At 45.6% G+C, this 22511-nt stretch carries 19 protein-coding genes; 15 read left to right on the forward strand and 4 right to left on the reverse strand.

What is annotated here, in order from left to right; translation table 11 throughout:
- Positions 1 to 82 precede the first annotated feature (82 nt).
- The 6 genes from R3D00_06565 to R3D00_06590 all read left to right on the forward strand — a co-directional run bounded on the left by R3D00_06565 (position 83) and on the right by R3D00_06590 (position 4126).
- Positions 83 to 481 (forward strand): DUF983 domain-containing protein, encoded by a 399-nt coding sequence (locus tag R3D00_06565; protein MEZ4772831.1) that lies wholly within the window; start codon positions 83 to 85, stop codon positions 479 to 481.
- Positions 482 to 577: 96 nt separating this feature from the next.
- Positions 578 to 1393: a mechanosensitive ion channel gene (locus tag R3D00_06570; protein MEZ4772832.1), complete on the forward strand. Its 816-nt coding sequence runs from the start codon at positions 578 to 580 to the stop codon at positions 1391 to 1393.
- A gap of 69 nt (positions 1394 to 1462) precedes the next feature.
- Entirely contained in the window at positions 1463 to 2362 is a 900-nt protein-coding gene (locus R3D00_06575; protein MEZ4772833.1) for a permease-like cell division protein FtsX, read from the forward strand.
- A 2-nt stretch (positions 2363 to 2364) separates the two neighbouring features.
- Positions 2365 to 2694, forward strand: coding sequence for a DUF3098 domain-containing protein (locus tag R3D00_06580; protein ID MEZ4772834.1), 330 nt, complete (start codon positions 2365 to 2367; stop codon positions 2692 to 2694).
- A 3-nt stretch (positions 2695 to 2697) separates the two neighbouring features.
- Positions 2698 to 3483: an undecaprenyl-diphosphate phosphatase gene (locus R3D00_06585; GenBank protein ID MEZ4772835.1), complete on the forward strand. Its 786-nt coding sequence runs from the start codon at positions 2698 to 2700 to the stop codon at positions 3481 to 3483.
- Between the two features lie 40 nt (positions 3484 to 3523).
- Positions 3524 to 4126 (forward strand): hypothetical protein, encoded by a 603-nt coding sequence (locus R3D00_06590; GenBank protein MEZ4772836.1) that lies wholly within the window; start codon positions 3524 to 3526, stop codon positions 4124 to 4126.
- Position 4127: 1 nt separating this feature from the next.
- Here R3D00_06590 and R3D00_06595 read toward each other — a convergent pair whose 3' ends face one another.
- Positions 4128 to 5315 (reverse strand): aspartate aminotransferase family protein, encoded by a 1188-nt coding sequence (locus R3D00_06595; protein ID MEZ4772837.1) that lies wholly within the window; start codon positions 5313 to 5315, stop codon positions 4128 to 4130.
- A gap of 18 nt (positions 5316 to 5333) precedes the next feature.
- Between R3D00_06595 and R3D00_06600 the strand changes: the two genes are divergently transcribed.
- Positions 5334 to 5486: a hypothetical protein gene (locus R3D00_06600; protein MEZ4772838.1), complete on the forward strand. Its 153-nt coding sequence runs from the start codon at positions 5334 to 5336 to the stop codon at positions 5484 to 5486.
- A 362-nt stretch (positions 5487 to 5848) separates the two neighbouring features.
- The gene (locus tag R3D00_06605; protein MEZ4772839.1) at positions 5849 to 11266 is read left to right on the forward strand and encodes an alpha-2-macroglobulin; all 5418 of its coding nucleotides are present in this window, start codon (positions 5849 to 5851) and stop codon (positions 11264 to 11266) included.
- 1 nt (position 11267) lies between these two features.
- On the opposite strand, the gene R3D00_06610 is transcribed toward R3D00_06605, so the two are convergent.
- Positions 11268 to 13913, reverse strand: a complete 2646-nt coding sequence (locus R3D00_06610; protein ID MEZ4772840.1) for an ATP-binding protein — start codon at positions 13911 to 13913, stop codon at positions 11268 to 11270.
- 384 nt (positions 13914 to 14297) lie between these two features.
- Between R3D00_06610 and R3D00_06615 the strand changes: the two genes are divergently transcribed.
- The 6 genes from R3D00_06615 to R3D00_06640 all read left to right on the forward strand — a co-directional run bounded on the left by R3D00_06615 (position 14298) and on the right by R3D00_06640 (position 20120).
- Entirely contained in the window at positions 14298 to 15341 is a 1044-nt protein-coding gene (locus tag R3D00_06615) for an NAD-dependent epimerase/dehydratase family protein (GenBank protein ID MEZ4772841.1), read from the forward strand.
- The gene (gene rfbC, locus R3D00_06620) at positions 15338 to 15898 is read left to right on the forward strand and encodes a dTDP-4-dehydrorhamnose 3,5-epimerase (protein ID MEZ4772842.1); all 561 of its coding nucleotides are present in this window, start codon (positions 15338 to 15340) and stop codon (positions 15896 to 15898) included. The genes R3D00_06615 and rfbC overlap by 4 nt, the downstream gene beginning before the upstream one ends.
- A complete protein-coding gene (locus tag R3D00_06625) occupies positions 15895 to 17211 on the forward strand; it encodes a Gfo/Idh/MocA family oxidoreductase (protein MEZ4772843.1) in 1317 nt (438 codons plus the stop codon). Before rfbC ends, R3D00_06625 begins: the two co-directional genes overlap by 4 nt.
- A 113-nt stretch (positions 17212 to 17324) precedes the next feature.
- On the forward strand, positions 17325 to 18257 hold the full coding sequence (locus R3D00_06630; protein MEZ4772844.1) for a glycosyltransferase family 2 protein: 933 nt from the start codon (positions 17325 to 17327) through the stop codon (positions 18255 to 18257).
- A 133-nt stretch (positions 18258 to 18390) separates the two neighbouring features.
- Positions 18391 to 19341 (forward strand): glycosyltransferase, encoded by a 951-nt coding sequence (locus R3D00_06635; protein MEZ4772845.1) that lies wholly within the window; start codon positions 18391 to 18393, stop codon positions 19339 to 19341.
- 68 nt (positions 19342 to 19409) lie between these two features.
- The gene (locus R3D00_06640) at positions 19410 to 20120 is read left to right on the forward strand and encodes a YebC/PmpR family DNA-binding transcriptional regulator (GenBank protein MEZ4772846.1); all 711 of its coding nucleotides are present in this window, start codon (positions 19410 to 19412) and stop codon (positions 20118 to 20120) included.
- Positions 20121 to 20126: 6 nt separating this feature from the next.
- Here the strand turns inward: R3D00_06640 and rfbF are convergent, their stop codons facing one another.
- Complete coding sequence (gene rfbF, locus R3D00_06645) at positions 20127 to 20936, reverse strand: glucose-1-phosphate cytidylyltransferase (protein ID MEZ4772847.1); 810 nt, start codon at positions 20934 to 20936, stop codon at positions 20127 to 20129.
- Positions 20937 to 21098: 162 nt separating this feature from the next.
- Positions 21099 to 21911, reverse strand: a complete 813-nt coding sequence (locus R3D00_06650) for a dTDP-glucose pyrophosphorylase (protein ID MEZ4772848.1) — start codon at positions 21909 to 21911, stop codon at positions 21099 to 21101.
- A 58-nt stretch (positions 21912 to 21969) separates the two neighbouring features.
- Here R3D00_06650 and R3D00_06655 point away from each other — a divergent pair, with 58 nt between their 5' ends.
- Positions 21970 to 22464 (forward strand): hypothetical protein, encoded by a 495-nt coding sequence (locus R3D00_06655; protein ID MEZ4772849.1) that lies wholly within the window; start codon positions 21970 to 21972, stop codon positions 22462 to 22464.
- Positions 22465 to 22511: the final 47 nt, after the last annotated feature.

The following is a 22511-nucleotide window of genomic DNA, read 5'->3' on the forward strand; positions in this document are numbered from 1 at the left end:
GAATTTAAATTTACATAATCTTTAGGATAATCATTCAGTAGTACCTAAATTTATCGCGTCGCTGCAAATAAGCCAAAAATCGATGAATGATCAGATAACACCACATAAAAAGAATTGCTCAAGGGTAGGAGCGGCACTGTTGATGAAGTGCCCCAATTGTTGCAATGCCCCATTATTTATCAATCAAAACCCCTATAATTTCAGCACAATGGGAAAAATGCCCGATGAATGTCCGAATTGCGGACAGGATTTTGTGATTGAGCCGGGGTTTTATTTTGGCGCAGCCATGATCAGTTATGTGATCCAGGTATTTATGATCGGCTTGTGTGCCGCGGTGGTTTATCTGGCCGGAGGCACAGAACCCTTACAATACATCATATCCATCAGTCTGGTGATTTTGCTGACTGCGCCTTATGTGATGGTGGTTTCCCGCGGGTTGTGGTTGAGTATTTTTGTTAAGAAGGATGGTTCTGCTGACTAGTTCAGGTTGCTTGAAAATATGAGTTTATGAAAGAGTATTTGAATAACTTTTATAATTTTACCCCTGTATGAAAGTTTTATTTAATCCTCTAACACCATGGTAGAAACAATTATGAAAGAACTGGAAAACTGGGTACTGGCACATTACCAAAGTATATTACTGGCATTGGTTACCCTTATTGTTGGTTTGTGGTTGATCAAATGGGTAACCCGCGTAGCCAGAAAAGCGATGGAAGTCAGAAGTATGGATCTTACGCTTCGCACGTTTTTTTCCGATCTGATCAGTATTTCCCTCAAGGCGGTGCTTTTTATCAGCGTAGCCGGCATTCTGGGTATTCAGACTACTTCTTTTGTAACTATTTTGGGTGCAGCCGGTCTGGCTGTAGGTCTTGCCCTCCAGGGCAGTCTGGGCAATTTTGCCGGTGGGGTATTGATCCTCATTTTCCGCCCTTTTAAAGTGGGTGATCTGATTGAAGCACAAGGGTATATCGGCCACGTTACTGCGCTCAATATTTTTGTAACCACCCTAAAAACGCCCGACAGTAAAACGGTTATTCTTCCCAACGGCCCTCTGTCCAATGGCTCAATCACCAACTTTACGACACTCAATGAGTTGCGCGTAGACCTTTCAATCGGCGTCAGCTATAAGGCAGATATCAAAACCGCTCGCTCTGTGATCATGGAAGCAATGGTCAACAATCCGAAAGTACTGGAAAAGCCTGCGCCTTCCGTCAGCGTAAGCGAACTGGGTGACAGTTCTGTTGTGCTTGCCGTAAGGCCGTATGCAACAGTTGCTGATTACTGGGACGTCTATTTTGGTGTGCTGGAAGATGCCAAAGAAGCGCTTGACAAAGCCGGAATTGAAATTCCCTTTCCGCAACGTGTGGTACATCACATAAATGATGCGGAATAAGGAGGTTTTTGAACCAACGATCCGGGTACGTGTATCATATTCAGAAATTTGCAATTATCTTTGAGGCAAATGCGTACCGATAAATTACCATATCAAACGAGATATCTGAAGAGCAAATCGCGAAGTACTTATGTCACTTCGCTGCTCAGTATTTCATTGGTACTTTTTTTCCTCGGATTATTCCTCGCCCTGATTTTATTTGGGGGAGCTTTTGCCCGCAATGCCCGTGAGGCCATTGTGATGAAGGTGTTTTTGCACGATGGGATCAAAACAGAGGCATTAAAAGATCTGGAGTCCCGCCTGGCTGCTATGCCTTTTGTGCGGGAACTCCGCTATATATCCAAAGAAGAAGCGGGGGAGATCATGCTGGAAAAAACAGGCGAAGATGTGAAATCGATGATGGATGGGGTAAACCCGCTGCTGGCATCTTTTAATGTAAATCTATATCCTTCCTATATAGCCGCAGACAAACTTGCGGAAATTCAGACGACCCTTTCTCAGGAGCGGATTGTGGCAGAAGTCGCCTATCCGGCAGATATGATCATCAATCTCAACCGTAATATTCAGATCATATCCCTGGCATTCCTCACTGTAGGGCTGATTCTGGTAGGAATAGGTTTTTATCTGATTTTCGGCACGATCCGCCTGGCGATTTATGCGGAAAGACTGACGATCAGAAGTATGCAGCTTATCGGCGCAACGCAGGGATTTATCAGAAGGCCATTTTTAATTAATGGCCTTACCCAAGGCGGGCTTGGCGGTTTGATCGCCAGTGGTTTGCTGATCATATCGGTGGTATTTTTACGCCGCTGGCTGGAGTCGATGAACCTCGGCGGGAGCTTTTCTCTGGGCGGTACACTAATTGGATTATTAGCGGGAATTGTGTTATTTGGACTCGCTTTAGGTTTGTCCGGCAGTTTTTTCGCAGTCAATAAATATTTAAACAGAAACCTGGACGAATTGATGTAATTATGAGCAAATCGAAACCAACGACCAAAAAGATGGTGACCACAAGTTCGCCCACCATCTCGAAAACTGCTGCGGAAAGCCGCGCCGGTTCAACCAATCATTCTTCTATGGTGCTGCCTTTTGTGCGAATGAACTATATCCTGCTCCTCGCAGGTGTGGCACTCATTGCTTTCGGTTTTTATCTGATGTCATTAGATAACTTTGTCGATGCAACGCAGTTTTCCATTTCTCTGCATATTGCTCCGATTGTAGTTGTCTCAGGATTTGTCGGCATAATTTATGCTATCATGTACAAACCGGCCGCCGCAAAAGATCAGGTGGTTTCAGAATAATTTATGAATATTATACAAGCGATTATCCTTGGTATCGTCCAGGGACTCACAGAATTCTTGCCTGTAAGTAGTAGTGGTCACATCGAACTGGGAAAAGTATTGTTGAATACGGAGAATGTAGGGATAGATTTCTCCATCCTCGTCCACATTGCTACCGCACTCAGTACCGTCATCGTTTTTAGAAAAGATATTGCTCAACTTCTGGTCAGTATCATCAGACTTCAGCGCGAATACATCGAATATGCCGCAAAACTGATTCTCTCTGCCGTACCGGTTGGGATTGTAGGGCTCGCTTTTAAAGATGAGCTGGAAGTGCTATTCGAAGGAAGAATCGTGCTGGTCGGCTGTATGCTCCTTATCACTGCCCTGCTTCTTTTTCTCACTACGCGTGTCAGGACATCAGAGAAACCCGTAGGATTTGGCGAGGCCATCATCATCGGCCTTGCCCAAATGGTGGCGATTTTGCCGGGGATTTCCCGCTCAGGAGCGACCATTGCCACGGCGCTTCTGCTGAAAGTTGACAGGAGTCAGGCTGCAAAATTTTCCTTCCTCATGGTTTTGATCCCAATTTTTGGCGAAGCACTGCTCGACATTGTCGATATGGCCAAAGGTGAAGCGGTCTGGAGTATGGGCACTGACATTGCCCTGGCCGGATTTCTTTCGGCTTTTATTTCTGGATTATTTGCCTGTACCTTCATGCTTCGCATCGTAAAAGGGGGAAAACTGTACTATTTTAGCATTTATTGTGTGATCATTGGGATTATCGCAATCATTGCAGGATTGGCATAATCAATTTCCTTCGTAGATTGCAATGGAGAACCATTGCACTATGGAGGCTAAACCAGATGACTTTCAACCCCCCAAAGGCAAAAACCGCCTTCGGACATTCAGGATTACTGCAGTTCTGACGGGGCTGGTCGTAGCAATACTGCTGCCTTTGGGCTATTATGTCTCAACCTCAACGTCTGGGTCTCCCCAAAAGCTGTTTGCTGAAATACATGGCGAAGATATTCCCTCCGACAAAGGGGTATTGCTGAAAAATACGCCGGGTCATTCCGCCCAATTTGCTTCTGCAATGGCCTTTTTCCGTGAAGGAAATTACGAAAAAGCGCTGGCAGGCTTTACAGACCTGATTAAAACCGGTCCTGAAAATGATACACTTGCCTGTTATATGGGCATTACCCATCTGGAGTTAAAACATTCAGACACAGCGGTTTTCTGGCTTGAAAAATCCCTTTCGTTCAAAAGATCGGGCTTTATTTCCGAAAAGGCAGAGATCTATCTCGGCCTCGCCTATGTCCTGAAAGGCGATTTTCCCAGGGCAAATGATATTTTTAATGCCATTGCAGCCAACGAAAAACATACCTACCACAACGAAGCGATAAAAGCTGAAGCCCGCCTCCTACGGTATATTGAAAGGGAAGAGGAATAGGCTATCTGCTGTTCCATACTTCCCCGACAGACGACAGCATCAGGTCGCAGGCAGTGTGAAGTTCGGCTTCGGTAATCGTCAGCGGTGGCGAAATTCTGAGTCCGTTGTCAATATTGATAAAGCCCAGGGTAAGCAACCCTTTGTCATAAGCGACCTTTCGCACGGCTTCTGCAAATTCGAAGGTTTCAAAGATTAAGCCGAAAAGCAACCCTTTACCTCTCAATTCCTGAATGGCGGGGTGCCTGAGTCGCTGGCGCAAAATAGCTTCTTTTGCAGGCATTTGGGCCATAAGATCTTCGTCTAGTATTTTGGTTACCGCTGCAAGTCCTGCGGCGCAGCTGACCGGATTTCCTCCAAAGGTGGTAATATGACCAAACATGGGATTTTTCTGAATCACCGCCATGATCTCTTCCTTGGCCACAAATGCACCTAATGGTAAACCGCCTCCCAGACTTTTTGCCAGGAGCAAAATATCAGGCTCAACCTCAAATCCCTGAAGGGCAAACATGGTTCCGGTGCGGCCAAAACCCGTTTGGATTTCATCCAAAATCATCAGCGCTCCGGTTTCATCGCAGCGCTGACGCACTTTCTGCAGATAGTTGTCTTTGGGTAAAATGATTCCTGCCGTACCCTGGATCACTTCAATGATAACTGCTGCGGTTTGGTCCGTGATCTGGTCAAGATCCTCCTCCTGATTAAAACGAATATGACTGACACCCGGCAGCAGTGGGCCATATCCCACCTTTTTTTTAGGATTTCCGCCTACACTCAGCGCACCATGGGTACTGCCATGGTAGGCGTTGTAGCAGGAAACAAGTTCTCCCCTTCCTGTATATTTTTTGGCAATTTTCAGCGCACCTTCAGTTGCTTCCGCGCCGCTGTTGGTAAAGTAAATTTTTTTAAGATTGTTGTTCAGCAATTCGATGATTTTTGCGCCGTACTGCACCTGCGGTCCCATGACTGCTTCCCCATATACCATGGGGTGAAGATACAAAGCCGCTTGTGTCTGGATCGCCCTCACCACTTCGGGCGCACTATGTCCTACATTGGTTACACATATGCCGCTGATAAAATCCAGCCACTTCCGGCCGTGAGGGCCATAGAGATAAACGCCCTCGCCTCTTTCTATTTCCATACCGATAGGCTCTTCCGAAGTATGGGCAATGTAGCGATCAAATAGTTGTTTCATGCCGCAATTTACAAAAGTATGCGGTTTACAATATCCTACCGGATGCGGAGTTTTTTTGTCGTAAATGCCCGGTCTCCGATCGCTATTTGTGAAAAATATATACCCGAAGGAAGCCCTTCAGGTGTTTCATTGGAGCAAAAACTTCGGACAGAAGTACTGGTGTCGGAATAAATGGCCACAATTTCGCCATGAAGATCAAATACCGTTAATCTTACCACGACACCAGAAGCGGACGAATTGGTTTGCTGAGGTTCAGCAACCGTAGGAATTACCGCGTTTCCGCTTCTGTAGTATGTTTTCGATAATGTGCAGGCAGACAAAGTGAGAAAGGTGAGAACTATAAAAAAATATTTCACGATTCAATTAGTACATAAATTGGAATACATGAAGAATTGACAAAAATGATGCTGACATTTTCCGGATGTAAGGAATTGTAAAAATTCGCACAAATTATTTTTTATCCTTTCGCAATCGGAAAAACGGCAATTCCTTTGTAATTTTCAGCAACTCCCCAAAAATCTAAAAACCAGACCATGAATCTCCTAAAAGCTATTACGCCCGCGTTGCTTTCCCTATTGATTGTACTCACAGCTTGTAACCGGGACACCGTAAAAGTTGTTGACTTTTCTCCTCAGGGAGAAGTGCAGCCATTGCAGTCGTTTACCATTGAGTTTTCACACGCACTGGCACCTGCAACGCAGTCAGATGAATGGCTGAGTGATGCTTTTGTCGTATTTGAGCCTCCGATTGTAGGTAAATTTAAATGGGTTTCACCTCAAACTCTGTTATTTTCTCCCGACCAGCCCTTGCTTCCCAGTCAGGATTATAAAGCTTCAATTGACAAAAAGCTCGTATTGGGAGATTCGAAACTGAGTGGCAAGTTTGAGAATTTTAATTTTCATACTCCCTATTTTGACCTCTCAGGTGTAGAATTTTTTTGGAAAAAGATTCCTCGCTCTGATCATCGCCTCACAGTACAGGCAAACCTGATGTTTCCCTACCCTGTAGAGCCGGCAGAAGTTTCCAAATATCTCGAGGTCTCTATCGGGGGCAAACCCTATACCGATTTTGAGGTGGTCAGCGAACAGTCCACCGATGTGATTGCTGTCAATTTTGGTGAAATGCAGCAAAATAAAGAGAGCCAGGCTTTCCGGATTACCCTGAAAAAAGGCCTCAACTCGGTACTCGACAAGACTGCGCTTTCCGAAGACCGGGTGGTTGAGAAAGAATTGCCCGGGATCACCCGGCTCGCCATCACAGGAGTGAGCTCGGGATTTGACAACGACGGTGGATGGATTGAGGTTACTACCACTCAGGAAGTGGACAAAGATCAGTTGGCAAAATACATTACTCTCAACCCCAAACCTTCCAAACTCAATTTTACCGTAAGTGAAGACCGGTTCCGGATAGAGGGCAAAATGGTGGCCGGCAGTATGATGGACTTTAAAATAAAATCGGGACTTCCCGGTCTGTATGGAGGCACGCTCGAAAATGATTTTACTCAAAATATTGTCCTCGCTGACCTTGAGCCGCGCTTGCGATTTGCAGATAAATATGGAACCTATCTCCTTCGAAGCGGCCTGAAAAATATCAATGTAGAAGGTACCAATGTCTCCAACGCAAAAATGCGCGTGTACCAGGTTTTCAAAAATAATCTCCTGTTTTTCTTCTACAACAACTACAGCTACAGCAACCGGTTTTACTCCTATTACCGGGAAAATGATTACGACGATGCCTCTTATTACGACGTGGATTATTATGGCAAATCGCTCTATGAGGCAGACATAGATTTTGAAGATGCGCGCAACAAAAGACAATCCCATACTATTAACCTGGAAAGCGCACTCAACAACCGGTTTAAGGGTATTTATATCGTCGAAGTAAGGTCCGAAGATGACTACTGGATGCAGGACGCCAAAATTGTCTCTGTCTCCGACCTTGGGCTGATTGCCCGCCACAGTGCGAATGAACTGCTGGTTTTTGTCAATTCCCTGAAAACAGCGGAGCCTGTTGCCGGTGTGAATATCAGCCTGATATCTGCCAATAACCAGACCCTCGTCAGCGGAACCACCGATGCCGAAGGTATTGTGCGTTTTCCCAACCTGCGCAAAGATGCCGAAGGTTTTGAGCCGAGAATGGTCACGGCAGAGCTGGGCGAAGATTTTAACTTTGTCGATCTGATGGCAACCCAGGTCGAAACTTCCCGCTACGATGTGGGGGGCAAATTTGTCGCAGATGACAATTATGATGCTTTTATCTATTCTGACCGGAATATTTTCAGACCTGGTGAAACCGCACACCTTTCTGCTGTATTGCGTACTGCCAGCCTCGAAACGGTAACAGATGTACCTGTTAACATCAAAGTCATTTCCCCGACAGGAAAAACCCTCGAATCCTATCAGAAAAAACTCAACGAACAAGGCTCTTTTGAGCTGGCAGTGGATATTCCGTCTTTTGCGCAGACCGGACAGTATGTGGCAGAACTTTATACCGGAAGTGATAAATTTTTGTCTTCCTACCGGTTTAGTGTGGAGGAATTTGTCCCGGATAAAATTCGTGTAAACCTCGCTGCAGACAAACAAACACTTGAACCAGGCACGCCGTTAAAAATAGAGGTTTCCTCTGAATATCTGTTTGGCACACCCGCAGCAGGGCATAAATACGAAATGGACGTTCGCCTTCGCCATCAGCCATTCAGGAGTAGTAAATTTCCCAATTACGATTTTGCCTCCTACAGCAATCAGGATTCCTATATGGATAATGATTTTTTTGAAGGAAAACTCAATGATGAAGGTAAGGCGACCATCACTTATAATTTCCCCGCGCAGATTCAGAGTGGCGGATTTGTCAAAGGAACCGCTTCTGTAAGCGTGTTTGATGTTACCGGGCGTACGGTCAGTCGTTCTGTTGATTTTAATGCATACCCCTCCAAATCATTTATCGGCATACGTTCTGCCGGTTATTACTTTGGTACAAATAAAGACCTCTCGTTTGATCTGGTAGCGGTAGGGCCTGACGATAAGCAGATCAGCAGCCTGGATGTGGAAGTCGAACTGGTGCGGATGGAATGGCGAACTGTTCTTGAAAAAAGCAATTACAGCGGGCAGTATCAGTACCGCTCGGTGAAAAAAGAAGTTTCAGAATGGAAAAAGCCACTGAAACTTTCCAGTACTTCCCAGGCCTATACCTTCCGGACAAATGAATCCGGTGAACATGAGTTGCGCATTTCCAAACGAGGCAGCAGCGATTATGTGAAGAAAAATTTCTATGCCTACCGATGGGGTGATGCGACTGCCTCTTCCTTTGAAATCAACAAAGAAGGGCAGGTGGAAATTATTCTGGATAAGAAGACCTACAAACCCGGCGAACAGGCAAAGGCCTTATTTGTGGCACCATTTACAGGGAAAATGCTTGTAACGATTGAGCGGGAAAAAGTCATGGAGCATTTTTATGTGGACATGGATAAAAATTCTCTGGAGATTCCCATTCCCCTCAATGATCAGTATGTGCCCAACGTCTATATTACAGCTACGCTTTTCCGCCCGCACAGTGCCGATGATAATGTGCCTTTCCTTGTCGGCCATGGCTATGCGACAGTAGAGGTAACGCAACCTTCAAATAAGCTGGAAGTATCTATCTCAGCCCCGGAAGGAAAAGTCAAACCCCGTACTACGCAGTATGTAACCGTAAAAGCAGGCGCCGGGCAGGATATATTTGTTACCCTTGCAGCGGTGGATGAAGGGATTCTTCAGGTTAAAAATTTTAAGACGCCCGATCCTTACGAATATATGTATGCGCGCCGCAGACTCTCTGTAGAGAGTTTTGATCTGTACCAATATCTTCTCCCTGAAATTGCTTCTGTCAGGTCTTCTCCGGCAGGCGGCGATGAAAATGAAAGCGCAAAAAGACTGAACCCCATCAAATCCAAACGGTTCCAACTGGTATCGCAATGGTCGGGAATCAAACGAACAAACAGCAGTGGAGAAGTTCGCATTCCTGTCGAAATACCTCAGTACAATGGAGAGATCAGGCTGATGGCAGTAGCATATCAGGGCAAAAGGTTTGGTTCGGCAGAAAAGGCGATGAAAGTCAGCGATGATGTCATCCTCCAGCCTTCGGTGCCTCGTTTTCTTACGGTCAATGACTCGCTCGTGATTCCGGTAACCGTGATGAATACAACTGCCAAAGCGGGTAATGTGAGTGTGAAGATGAATGTGGCGGGAACGATGAAGATATCTTCCAACTCTTCCCAAAGCGTAAATGTTCCGGCAAATGGCTCCGCTACGGCTCAGTTTGTGCTGCTTACCGGAAAAGAAACCGGTACAGGTAAACTCACCTTTGAGTCATCAGGACTGGATAATGTAAAAGAAGAAATTGAAATTGGTATTCGCCCCAGCGCTCCGTTTGTGGTGGAAAGCGAATGGAATACATTAAAAGCAGGCGAAACCAAAACCGTAAAAATCAATGAAAAATTCCTGGCAGGTACACGCACCACACACCTGACGATCAGTTCATTCCCTGCGGTAAAATTCAGCCAGCACCTCCGCTACCTTGTGGGTTATCCGCACGGATGCCTGGAGCAGACGACCTCGCAGTTGTTTCCTCAGTTGTATTTCAACGAACTGGCTTCCCTGGTTGCGGCTGACCTTTACAAAAGAGGCAATCCTGTCTATTATGTGAAGGAAGGTATCAAAAAACTGGAAGGCATGCAGCGGTACGACGGCTCGTTTAGCTATTGGTCAAACGGCACTTATTACAACTGGTGGGGTTCGGTGTATGCTACACATTTTCTTGTGGAGGCGGAAAAAGCCGGGTATGAAGTGGATAAAAATGTGCTAAACAAAGCCCTGGATTTTCTGTCGAAAAAGGCTGTGACGAAAAGCACATTTCAGTACGTGAGCTACAACGGCGATGTGCGGGCAACTTACCAGATTGCAGACAAAGAAATAGTCTATTCGCTCTATGTACTTTCTCTTGCCGGGCGTGCCGACGTTTCGACGATGAACTACTATCGCGCCCGTCCCGAGCTGCTTTCCGGCGACGCCAAATACCTGTTGGCGGGAGCTTTTGCCCTCAACAATAACTACAACGTTTACAACGAAATTCTGCCCAAAACCTTCGAACCAGAAGCTTGTCGCAGGACTTCAGGCGGAAGTTTTGACTCCGAGGTCAGGGCCAATGCCATTATGCTGAATGTGCTTTTGGATGTAGATCCTTCCAACAAACGCATTCCCCAAATGGTGAAATACCTGAGTGGAATGGGCGATAAGATCTGGTCTACCCAGGACAGGTCATGGACCTTCCTTGCCCTCGGCAAGGCGGCGGGCAAGCAGTCAGGCTCCGACGTCGATGTCGAGGTGCTGGTGGACGGAAAGTCCGTCCGCAAGATCACTTCGCGCAGCGAAAATATTCCCGCCGAACTCCTGAACGGAAAGGAAATCACTCTCAAAGCCACCGGAAGCGGGGAGACCTATGCCTTCTGGTCAACAGAAGGAGTACCGCTCAACGGAGTGAAAGAAGTGGACGACGGAATGTCGGTGCGCAGAACCTACTTCAGCCGGTTTGGCAACGAAACTACCACATTCAGTCAGGGCGACCTGATCGTAGCCGAAATCAGCCTGACAGGCGGAGAACAGAGTGTGGAGAATATCGTCATCTCAGACCTTGTACCGGCGGGATTTGAGATAGAAAACCCACGGATCAGCACATCTGCTGACCTCGTATGGGTCAACGAGGCGAAAGATCAGTTTACTCCCGCCTATATGGACGTGCGGGACGACAGGCTGATATTATTTACCGACCTCCCCGCCAAAAAGGTGCAGAAATATTACTATATGCTCCGCGTGGTAAATACCGGAACATTCCAGCTACCGGCAATAGGCGCAGAAGCGATGTATGACCCGGCGTACAAATCGTATCACGGAGCAGGTGTGGTGAGGGTAGGGCGATAGTTTAACTACTCAACCGCTCCACATCCTTTCGGATCTCAACGAGTACCTCTTCGATCTCTTTCGAAACTGATTCCACGTCGCCGGGGATTTTTTCCAGATTGCTGCGACTCTGGGTATCGAGTTCGATGGCTTTTAACTTCTCCACGATCCCATCCAGCCCCAGGTGACGGCTTGGTGGGATCATTTTATGAGCAGACATACTTACGGTGTCCCAGTCTGCGGCTGACGCACCCTTAGTCAGCTTTTCCAGATTGCTGGTCGCATTGGAAATAAAAATATTGAGCATGCTCACCACAAAAGTTTTGTCCTGGTTGGCGAGGTGAAACAGTTGGTCGAGGTTGTAGGTGTTTTGCCCTGTTGGGGAAAAAGACGGCTCTTCGGGTTGGTTTTTATTGCTCTCTACAGACATATCGTTTCCGTTAAGACCCAATAAACTAACAAGCCGGCCATAAAGTTCACTTTGATCAAAAGGTTTGAGAAGGTAGCCATTCATTCCATTGCTCTCAATGGTTTGAATTTCGGAAGGAGTTGCGGTAGCGGTAAGCGCCAGAATAGGGAGTTGTAACCTCAGCTGGTTTCTAATGTTTGAGGAAGTCTCAAATCCATCCATTTCAGGCATTTGAAGGTCCATCAGGATAAAGTCATAGGCTGGACTTCTGTCGAGATGAAACATTACCTCTTTGCCATTTTCGACGACATCTGCCAGTACGCCCCATTTGTCCATAATGGTTTTGATCAGCAGCCGGTTGTAGGGCTCATCGTCCGCAATCAGCGCCTTTTTACCGGTTAAGAGACCCGTTTGCCGGGCTTTGGCTGTGATAGTTTCCACGAGATCTGCTTCCGTACCCTGGGTAAATGGAATGCTCAACAAGACTTTTGTACCAATGCCTTCTTCACTGGTAACAGCTATTTCCCCATTCATCATTTCCGCCAGCTTTTTGGTGATGGAAAGTCCCAGGCCTGTGCCGCCATATTTGCGGGTGGTTGTATTGTCAGCCTGTTCAAAATCCATAAAAATTTTATCCATACTTTTCTGCGGAATACCCACACCGGTGTCTGCAACCTCAAATTTTAATATTTTCTGACCACTGGTTATATCTCCGGCAGAAACAGTAAGCCGCACTTCGCCTTCGAGGGTAAATTTGATCGCATTGCTGACAAGATTAAACAGCATTTGCTTTACGCGAAGAGGATCACCCTTCACTACTTCAGGAAGATCTCCTTGAGTTTCGCAAATCAGCGATATGCCTTTTGACGCTGCGCTATGAGAAAATGTATCTTTTACAGATTCGATTACCTGCGTGGGGCGAAATCCAATGGTTTCAAGTCGAAAATTTCCTGACTCAATTTTGGAGTAGTCGAGGATATCGTTGATCAGGCCCAGCAGGTATTTGGCAGAATTGCGGATAGGATTTAAAAATTTCCTTTGGTCATAGGTAAGTGGCGTCTCCGCCATCTGTTCTGCAAAACCAATGACTGCATTCATGGGCGTGCGAATTTCATGGCTCATATTGGCGAGAAACTCTTCTTTGGCCTTTCCCAGTTTTTCTGCGCGTGCTTTTTCCTTTACCAGTCCTGCCTGAAGCCGGTGATTGTGGTTCATGTCTGCATAAATGACCCCCAGCAAAAGCGCAAAAACAAAAATCAGGACAGATCCAAAAACTTTCAGTTGGAAAAGTGTTTTGTCAACTAATACACCAGCATCAACCACGATATTTCCTTTTTCTATTTCCTTTGCTTTGTTGAGTTTCTCAAACTCAACCCTGATACGGGTCATTTGTAAGTTCCCCCTTTCCGTAAGTTCAATAATGCTGTCCGTTAAAATACTCTGCCTGAAAGCTACTTCACTGATCTTATCATCTGTAGTTGCCTTGAGTTTTTCAATCTCTTTGGCGGGGATAACCTCTGTATTAAATTTGGGCTTGTAGGTAATGGAGTCATAGATAATGATCGTATCTGGCTCTGGCAGTTTGACGGGCGGCTCCTCCGTTATAATTTTTTTCTTCCGGCTTTTGGTCCGGAAAGAAATCCAGTTTCGTTTTGTCTTTTTGGTTTCTTCAGATGTATCCTCGGTTTCAGTAACTTCCTCTTCTTTTGTTTGAACCTGAGGTCTGGGTTTGATTTCAGGCACAGCAGAAATCAAAGACTCTTCCTTAAAATCTTTTTTGGAAAGTTCCTGAATCTGATCTTGAGTAAAATCAGTAAACATCTTGATAACCTCTCCCTTTTCGTCGCCAAGGTAAATGATGGAGTCATTGATGTTCATAAGTCCCAGAATCAGGTCATTGATAACATGAATCGCTTCTGACTGATTCGTATTCCCAACAGTGAATCTATCCAGATTTTTGAGTTTTAATAGAATGGCATCATTTTCCAGTTCATAGCTGCTCAGAGTTGCCGGTTCGCGGGTGAATGCGTAGTTTTTAACACTCTCGTTGCTTTTAATCAGCGATTTTTCCAGGCGGCCCAGTTCATTGTAGAAAGTATCCGGGTTAATGGCGATTTGAAGGCTGAATGCAAGGTCTTTTACATTGTTATAGGCAAAAAAACTCATGCTCGCCACAGCAGTAAGTGCAAGAATAAACCCCAACAGGATCGTGAGCCTTACTTTGGGATGGTTGTCTATTTCCTTTATTGCAGATTTCATTTGTACAAAAATACCAGAAAGCAGGGATATTTTATGATTCTCTCAGATAGAACGGGCAGAAAACCAATGATCTTATGAACAAAGCTTTTTATCCGTAAGAATGTTGGCTTTACCCTCCATTAGTTCCCGTTTACGCTGAAAGAGGTTTTCCCAATCGGGAATTTTTTAATTTTTGTATCGGAAAAATTTGTCAACCCATATGACCTCCTGAGTAGTATTGACATTTTGCGCAAACTTTTCCTCCTGAAATGTAAGAATATTCAAATTGTCATCTGGAAGCCAATCGATCCGGTACTAAATTTGAACTATCTGCACACCGGAAGCAATCTATGATTTTGTTCTATAAACTAATGATTATCAACATCTGATTTTAGTATTTCACACATGAAAGTATTAATCACCGGAAATTTAGGTTATGTCGGCCCTGGCCTGGTCAAGGAATTTAGAAAGTTCCATCCTGAAACCACCCTGATTGGCTTTGATATCGGGTACTTTGCCAAACATCTTACCAGCAATACGATCAGTCCGGAGTCTTACCTGGACATGCAGTACTATGGTGATGTAAGAAAATTCCCTGAAGAGATTCTTGAGGGGGTTGACACTGTGGTAAGCCTTGCTGCTATTTCAAATGATCCCATCGGAAACCAGTTTGAAGAGGTTACCATGGACATCAACTACCGGGCGAATGTGAATATCGCTAAACTCGCCAAAAAGCATGGGGTGAAAAAATTTATTTTTGCGTCCAGCTGCAGCGTTTACGGTGCCGCCGGAGAAGATGCCCGTACGGAATCTTCTGACCTCAACCCCTTGACAGCTTACGCCAAATCCAAAATCTATTCTGAGACGGATCTGGCACCTTTAGCTGACAGCAATTTCCAGGTCACCTGCCACCGCTTTGCTACTGCTTGTGGCATGAGCGAAAGACTGCGTCTCGATCTGGTACTCAACGACTTTGTTGCAGGTGCTCTTACTTCCGGCGAAATTTCCATCCTCAGCGATGGCACACCCTGGCGTCCGCTGATCAACGTGCTGGATATGGCCCGTGCGATCCGCTGGTCTCACAACCGCGATGCTTCCGAAGGGGACTATCTCGTAGTCAATACAGGCAGCAATGTGTGGAACTATCAGGTAAAAGAACTGGCTCTCGCCGTTCAGGAGATTTTGCCAGAAGTGAAAGTGTCTGTGAATGAAAATGCCGCGCCTGACAAACGTTCCTACCGCGTCAACTTTGATAAATTTGCGGCGATCGCTCCGGATCACCAGCCACAATATGATCTGAATACTTCCGTCAGAGGACTGGTTGACGGCCTTCGTAGCATAGGATTTGGCAATGCTGACTTCAGAAATTCTATGCTCATGCGTCTAAATGTAATACGCGACCTTCTGGAAAAAGGACAAGTTGATAATAAATTAAGCCTGGTAGTATGAAATTCACTGAAACCAAATTAAAAGGAGCTTTTATCGTAGAACCAACCCCCTTTCAGGATGACCGGGGGATGTTTGCCCGTTTTTACTGCCAGCGCGAGTTTGAAGAACACGGGCTGAATCCGGCAGTAGTCAATACTAATGTATCCAGAAGCCGCTACAAGGGTACGCTCAGAGGTATGCATTTTCAGCGCGCACCCTGGGCCGAATGCAAACTGGTTCGTTGTACCCGCGGGGCATTGCTGGACGTGATCATCGACCTCAGACCCGATTCTCCTACTTTCAAGGAGTGGATCGGTGTAGAGCTCACCGCCGAAAATTATAAAATGCTGTTTGTGCCTGAAGGTTTTGCCCATGGATTTATGACATTGGTTGACGATACAGAAGCCACCTATCAGGTATCTCAGTTTTACGCGCCCAAGTTTGAGGGTGGGGTAAAATACAACGATCCCGCCTTTGGCATTGAATGGCCGATGGCACCTACCGTTATCTCCGATAAGGATGCAAACTGGCCCGATTTTACAGAAGAAGCATTTTTAGTAAAAGAAGAAAATATATGATTATCGTAGATCAGGCTCTTGCCAAATTTGCCGCTGAAGGCAAAAGAATTCGTGTAGGAATGGTTGGCGCTGGTTTTATGGGCCGTGGCGTGGTACTTCAACTGGTTCACGGTTTTGAAGGAATTGATATCGTCGCCATTTCCAACCGTACGCTTCCCGCCGCTTATCAGGCATGGAATGAAGCCGGTATTGAAGACGTAACCGAAGTGTCATCGCTGACCGCACTCGAAAATGCCATCGCATCCGGCAAACCTGCCGTAACGGAAGATGCCATGCTTATCTGCACGGCAGGGAATATTGACGTCGTACTGGACGTAACCGGTGCCGTCGAGTTTGGCGCACATGTCGCTATGACTTGTATCGACAACGGCAAACACCTTATCTCGATGAATGCTGAGGTCGATGGTACGATTGGGCCGATTCTGAAAGAAAAAGCCGATAAAGCGGGGATTATCATTACCAACGCCGATGGCGACCAGCCAGGGGTAACCATGAACCTCTACCGGATGGTAGTAGGTATTGGTCTCCGCCCGGTCCTCTGTGGGAATATCAAAGGTCTCCAGGATCCATACCGCAACCCAACCACGCAGGAAGGGTTTGCCCGCCAATGGGGACAAAAAGCTCACATGGTGACGTCTTTTGCCGATGGTAGCAAAATTTCTTTCGAACAGGCGATTATCGCGAATGGCACTGGCATGCGGGTAGCAAAAAGAGGCATGTACGGCTTTGAGGTGGAAAGAGGCAGACATGTGGATACCATGACGGGCCTTTGGCCGCAGGAAGAACTCCTCGAAGGTCCGGGTATTGTGGACTATTGCGTGGGCGCTGCGCCTGGACCGGGTGTATTTGTCTATGCGACAACCGACCACCCACGTCAGAGACATTATCTGAATCTGTACAAACTGGGTGAAGGGCCAATTTATTCCTTTTTCCGCCCATACCACCTGTGCCACTTTGAAGTACCCAACAGTATCGCCAGAGCTGTGCTTTTTGGTGATGCTACGCTGGTCCCTAAAGATAAGCCCTATGTCGATGTCATCACTACCGCCAAAATTGACCTGAAAGCAGGACAGACGCTCGACGGAATCGGCTGGTATATGACCTATGGCGAAGCTGAAAATGCCGACGTCGTTTACAAAGAACGACTGCTTCCTATGGGATTGGCCGAAGGCTGCGTGCTGAAAAATGATGTGCCCAAAGATCGTGCACTCACTTATGATGATGTGATTATCCCTGAAGGCCGGCTGATCGACCAGTTGCGGAAAGAACAGGACGAAAGATTTTTTGTCAACGTCCCGCAATTTCAAGGGTAAGTTTACAATATAATTAGCAGAACCGGGTTTCTAAAGAAACCTGGTTCTTTCCTTATTTGAATTTCTGACATTTATTTTTTGTGCCTTCCACCTTCTGCTAACTGTACTTCCTGATGAGTGGTATTACTCATAAAAACCCTGCTCCTCTTGTTTCCATTGGTATCCCGACCTATAATGGCGGTAATCGTATTGAAACAGCCCTTAACTCCATCCTTTCGCAAGACTATGAGCATGTGGAAGTAATTATCTCCGACAATGGCTCTCAGGATCATACGGAGCGCGTATGCAGGGAATGGGCTGCAAGGGATTCTCGTGTGAAATATTTTCGCCACAACGAAAACCGCGGCGTTTCTCCCAATTTTGAGTTCGCCCTGCAGCAGGCTACCGGCAAATACTTTATGTGGATGGCAGATGACGATGAAGTGGTTTCCGACATTCTTCATCGCTATGTGGATTTTCTTGAAGACCACCCTGACTATGGGCTTGTCAGCGGGCAGATCAATTACTGGAAAGATGGGAAAATGCGCTATCGCGAAACCAACCTCAGCTTTGAAGGGCGCAGTGGAATTTTGCGCGCCATCAAATACTACTGGAAAGTCAAGGAAGGCGCTTTGATCTATGGGATGATGCGAAGGGAGTGGGGGCAAAAGGTCAGATTTTTGCCCGTATTGGGCAGCGATTGGCATTTTGTGGCAGGAATGGCACTCCAGGGAAAAATTAAAAACCTTGACTTTGTGGGTTACAATAAACACGCAGGCGGGGTTTCCAGAGACTTCAGAAACTATGCGCGGGTATTTGGGGAGAAACCTATTTGGGGGATTTTGCCCTATGTAAAAATGGCACTTGACGCATTTCGACTGGTTGTTTATAGTGAAAAAATCTACCGTACCGTCTTTGCACCTGTACGATTGATCGCAGCATTAGCATCTGCAATTGGGATTTTGGTGCACTACTACCTGTGGATTAAACCACGTACTTTTGGTGGTATGTTGCTTCGCTCGATGAAGATTAAAACGCCTACTGAGCGAAAATTAAATACCCTTTAGGGGAAATATTTCTGATTCAGGGAAAGCGTCATCCTCTGTATTATTCTCATAAAATATTGGTTTATCTGAGCAGTCTAGTCTTGGAATACCAATTTTTAGTGTTAATTTTTCCTATCTGGAAATATTAATTTCGATGAATAACCCTTACCTGGCCAGTCAATCTCCCCTGGTCTCTATAGGCATTCCTGCTTATAATAGCGGAGACAGGATAGAAACGGCATTGAATTCAATCGCACGGCAACAATACCCCAATATCGAATTGATAATTTCAAATGATGCTTCAACGGATCATACCGATGAAGTCTGTCGTAAATGGGCTGAAAAAGATTCCCGAATCAAATATTTTTATCAGGAAAAAAATCTCGGTCTGGCTGCCAATTTTGAATTTGTGCTTCATCAGGCCACCGGAAAATATTTTATGTGGATGGCAGATGATGATCATCTTGTCCCTGACATTATCAGTTATTATGTAAATTTTTTGGAAAATCATCCGGCGTACTGTCTGGCAAGCGGAAAAATCAACTATTGGCAGAATGGCCGGCTAAGATACCAGGAAGGTAGTCTGAGTTTTGAGGAAGACCGGGGGCTGATTCGAACAATAAAATATTACCGGAAGGTCAAGGAAGGTGCACTGCTTTATGGGATGATGAGAAGAGAAATGGGGCAAAAAGTGCGTTTTCTTCCCATATTGGGCAGCGACTGGCATTTTGTCGCAGGTCTGGCTTTTCAGGGAAAAATCAAAAACTTTGACTTTGTTGGCTACAACAAATACGCAGGTGGCGTTTCCCGCAATTTTAAGAACTATGCCCGGGTGTTTGGCGAAAAACCGGTATGGGGGATATTCCCTTTTATAAAAATGGCAATTGATGCTTTCCGGCTTGTCATTTATGGCGAAAAGATATACAGCACTATCTCTCTTCCAGTTAGGATTATGGCAGGCATTTTTTCCTCCCTGGGTATATTATTCCACTATTATATCCTGATCAAACCCCGTATTATTGGAGGAAGGCTACTGCGCTTCATGAAAATCAAAACACCACGTGAATGGCGCATGGAAAAATTGCAGCAGGCAGAACAAGAATAACTACCATTTTGTATTTTTGTCTTTGCGGACGAAGCCTTACTTTTGTCTCCGAAAGAAAATAATATCATATGGGAAGAGCATTTGAATACCGCCGGGCGGCGAAAGAAAAACGTTGGGACAAAATGTCCAAGATATTCCCCAAACTGTCAAAAGCAATTACGCTTGCAGCGAAGGAAGGGGGAGGCGATCCTGAAATGAATGCCAAACTGCGCACGGCTATCCAAAACGCCAAAGCGCAAAATATGCCCAAAGATAATATCGATGCGGCAATCAAACGAGCAACCAACAAAGATGAGGGTTCCTTTACCGAAGTGAACTACGAGGGCAAAGGCCCGCACGGTGTACTCATCTTTGTAGAATGTGCAACTGACAATACAACCCGTACAGTAGCCAACGTCAAATATTACTTCAATAAGTTTGGGCAGGGAATGGTACCTACAGGCTCTCTGGAGTTTATGTTCTCCCGTAAAGCGGTATTCGAATTTGCCATCAATCCCGATCTGGATATGGAAGAACTGGAGTTTAACCTCATTGATGCCGGCCTGGAGTCTATTGAAATCGAAGGAGATGTGGGCTATATATATGGAGATTATACCAATTTTGGTTCGCTGGATAAAGCCATAAGGGAAAATGGAATAGAAGTCCAAAAAGCTAGCCTTGAGCGGATTCCTACTTCACCCATTTCCCTTACGGAAGAACAGATCACCGAACTGGAAGTCCTCCTCGATAAAATCGAAGAAGACGACGATGTCCAGGCTGTATATACCAATATTGAATAAATCTGTTTAGGTGCTCTGATTGTACACCGGGCGGTCCTGTAAAAACCATTCCGCCTGTCCTTCATTCCAGAGCTTATTCAGCTTGTTTTTGTCTGCCAGCGTATCCATGCACTGCCAGAATCCTGTGTGGCGGTAGGTATAAACCTGTCCGTCAGCTGTCATATTCTCCAGTGGGTTGTGCTCAAACATGAGTTTGTCTCCATCGACTCCTTCCGGAATATAGTCCAGAACCTCAGGGTTGCAGACAAAAAATCCGCCATTGATCCAGTTCTCATCGCCTTTTGGCTTCTCCTTGAAGTTGGCAACCTTATGATCTTCGCTGGCATATACGGAGCCAAAACGACCGGATACCTTTACAGAGGTCATCGTCAAAGCCCCTTTGTGAGATTCGTGAAAACTGAGCAGATCGTGAATGTTTACATTTGCAACACCATCACCATAAGTAAGCATAAAAGGCTCATTGCCAATATATTTTGCGGCGCGCTTGATCCTTCCCGCTGTCATAGTGTGAAGACCGGTATCCAGCAAAGTTACTTTCCATGGATCGACAAAATTGTCGTGTACTTCCATGGCGTTATTGGCCAGATCAAAGGTGACGTCACATTGCTGTAAATAATAGTTGGCAAAATAATCTTTGATATAATGCCCCTTATAACCCAGCAAAATCACAAATTCATTAAACCCGTAGTATGAATACGTTTTCATGATATGCCATAGGATCGGGCGACCGCCAATCTCAGCCATTGGTTTTGGCCGGATATCAGTTTCTTCTGCAAGGCGGGTTCCAAATCCACCTGCCAAAATTAATACTTTCATTCCTGATGATATTGTTGTTAAATACTAAACAAAAAGACGATAGAAATTAGATTTCCCTCCAAGTATACATTCTCCTAAAAAGAAACAAAATCAAACTTTCCTGAATTCTCACAATTCACTTAAAAACTGCCGGAAATCATGTATTACCGGGAAAGGAAAATTTCATGCAGGAGGATTTCCTATTGCTTCCTGCAGATTTGCCGGTGTCCCTACATCCAGAAAAGACTGATCCGGAAAAATAACGCTGTTTACTTTTAGCCCTTCCCGCATGGCAGCCTGCATCACATGGCCGAGATAAATTTCTGCGGGATTAATGGCTTTCCCTCTTTCTTCCTGATCCAGTCTCAAAAAGTTATGCATAAATTCCGAAAAAACCGGCGTCCAGGCTGCGATAATCCAGCTGTATTTCAGGCTGCATGCCCCTTTGGGCTTTATATTGATTTCCAAAAGTGTCCCATCCTCAGCTACATCTACCATATCGCTTTTGTGCACCTGCTCCTGATCTCTCACTTCAAAAAGTCCGACAACCAGATCGGATCCGCTTTCTTCCAGTCGTTGGTTGAGCTGCGCAAATGCGTCATCAGGCTGAAATAATATATCGGGGAACCCTAAAAATACTGTCGCTTGTTTGGCAAATGGGTAAGCCTGGTCCAATGTGTAGGGAACACCATAAGGCAGATCCATGATCAGGTAACCCATATCCATCCCCGTAGCACGCCCGTCACCGTAATAGGCAGGAATGTCCCATTTCCCCGCACGAAGGATAAAAATCGTTTTTTCTGCGCCTCCTTTGTTGTATTTTTCGAGCAAATAATGTGAAACAGGCCTCGGGCGGAGGATGCCATCAGTGTCTGTTTTGAAGCCAATAGGCAATAGTTCTTTACTACAGGGTAATGTGCCCAGCCGGGAGGCAGTTCCTCCGGCAGGAATCAACCCGATAATTTCTCTCTGGTTCGATTGATTGATAGATTTCATGTCCGGAATATATCAATTTTCGTACCGCTAAACCCTTTACAAAAATAAAACACAAACAATGAAGTCAATGAAACTCAACCGGATTGCAGGCCTTTTCCTGACTGCACTTCTGACATTTGCTGTTATCTCCTGCGAAGTAGAAACCGTAGGCAATTCTACTCCCACCGCAGATCTGATTTTCCTTCTTACCGATAGCCAGGGCCAACCGGTAGAAGGAGCTATCGTCTATATTTTCCCATTTAAATCTGGGTATGACAACTATATCGCTTCCAATCCCGACGGAAATGATCTGATTACCCCTTCTCTTCCTTCTGAAAATGTATCCGTCTCAGATGGTACAGGACAGGCAACTTTTACCAACTTTACACTGGAAGGTAATTCCTATGCTTCAGGCACCACCTATTTCAACCGGCCTAACCCGCTCTATTTCCGCATTCAGGCTACAAAAGGCAATACCCATATCACCAACGATTCGGATCTTTTCAAAATCACATTTGACGAACTGGAATCAGGCACTCATATTGTGGAGGAGATTCCGGTTGTCCTCAATTGATTTTTGTTGGGGATTCAGGCACGGGGATTGACGGGGAATTATTATAT

Source organism: Bacteroidia bacterium, assembly GCA_041391665.1.
GTDB lineage: Bacteria > Bacteroidota > Bacteroidia > J057 > J057 > JAGQVA01.

Excerpts from the sequence above, each read along its gene's own strand:
- R3D00_06590 (MEZ4772836.1), top strand. The coding sequence starts at position 3,524 with ATGGAGGCTAAACCAGATGACTTTCAACCCCCCAAAGGCAAAAACCGC.
- R3D00_06600 (MEZ4772838.1), top strand. The coding sequence starts at position 5,334 with ATGCGGTTTACAATATCCTACCGGATGCGGAGTTTTTTTGTCGTAAAT.
- R3D00_06605 (MEZ4772839.1), top strand. The coding sequence starts at position 5,849 with ATGAATCTCCTAAAAGCTATTACGCCCGCGTTGCTTTCCCTATTGATT.
- rfbC (MEZ4772842.1), top strand. The coding sequence starts at position 15,338 with ATGAAATTCACTGAAACCAAATTAAAAGGAGCTTTTATCGTAGAACCA.
- R3D00_06630 (MEZ4772844.1), top strand. The coding sequence starts at position 17,325 with ATGAGTGGTATTACTCATAAAAACCCTGCTCCTCTTGTTTCCATTGGT.
- R3D00_06650 (MEZ4772848.1), bottom strand. The coding sequence starts at position 21,911 with ATGAAATCTATCAATCAATCGAACCAGAGAGAAATTATCGGGTTGATT.
- R3D00_06575 (MEZ4772833.1), top strand. The coding sequence starts at position 1,463 with ATGCGTACCGATAAATTACCATATCAAACGAGATATCTGAAGAGCAAA.
- R3D00_06610 (MEZ4772840.1), bottom strand. The coding sequence starts at position 13,913 with ATGAAATCTGCAATAAAGGAAATAGACAACCATCCCAAAGTAAGGCTC.
- R3D00_06570 (MEZ4772832.1), top strand. The coding sequence starts at position 578 with ATGGTAGAAACAATTATGAAAGAACTGGAAAACTGGGTACTGGCACAT.
- R3D00_06565 (MEZ4772831.1), top strand. The coding sequence starts at position 83 with ATGAATGATCAGATAACACCACATAAAAAGAATTGCTCAAGGGTAGGA.
- R3D00_06640 (MEZ4772846.1), top strand. The coding sequence starts at position 19,410 with ATGGGAAGAGCATTTGAATACCGCCGGGCGGCGAAAGAAAAACGTTGG.
- R3D00_06625 (MEZ4772843.1), top strand. The coding sequence starts at position 15,895 with ATGATTATCGTAGATCAGGCTCTTGCCAAATTTGCCGCTGAAGGCAAA.
- R3D00_06580 (MEZ4772834.1), top strand. The coding sequence starts at position 2,365 with ATGAGCAAATCGAAACCAACGACCAAAAAGATGGTGACCACAAGTTCG.
- R3D00_06635 (MEZ4772845.1), top strand. The coding sequence starts at position 18,391 with ATGAATAACCCTTACCTGGCCAGTCAATCTCCCCTGGTCTCTATAGGC.
- R3D00_06585 (MEZ4772835.1), top strand. The coding sequence starts at position 2,698 with ATGAATATTATACAAGCGATTATCCTTGGTATCGTCCAGGGACTCACA.
- R3D00_06655 (MEZ4772849.1), top strand. The coding sequence starts at position 21,970 with ATGAAGTCAATGAAACTCAACCGGATTGCAGGCCTTTTCCTGACTGCA.
- R3D00_06595 (MEZ4772837.1), bottom strand. The coding sequence starts at position 5,315 with ATGAAACAACTATTTGATCGCTACATTGCCCATACTTCGGAAGAGCCT.
- R3D00_06615 (MEZ4772841.1), top strand. The coding sequence starts at position 14,298 with ATGAAAGTATTAATCACCGGAAATTTAGGTTATGTCGGCCCTGGCCTG.
- rfbF (MEZ4772847.1), bottom strand. The coding sequence starts at position 20,936 with ATGAAAGTATTAATTTTGGCAGGTGGATTTGGAACCCGCCTTGCAGAA.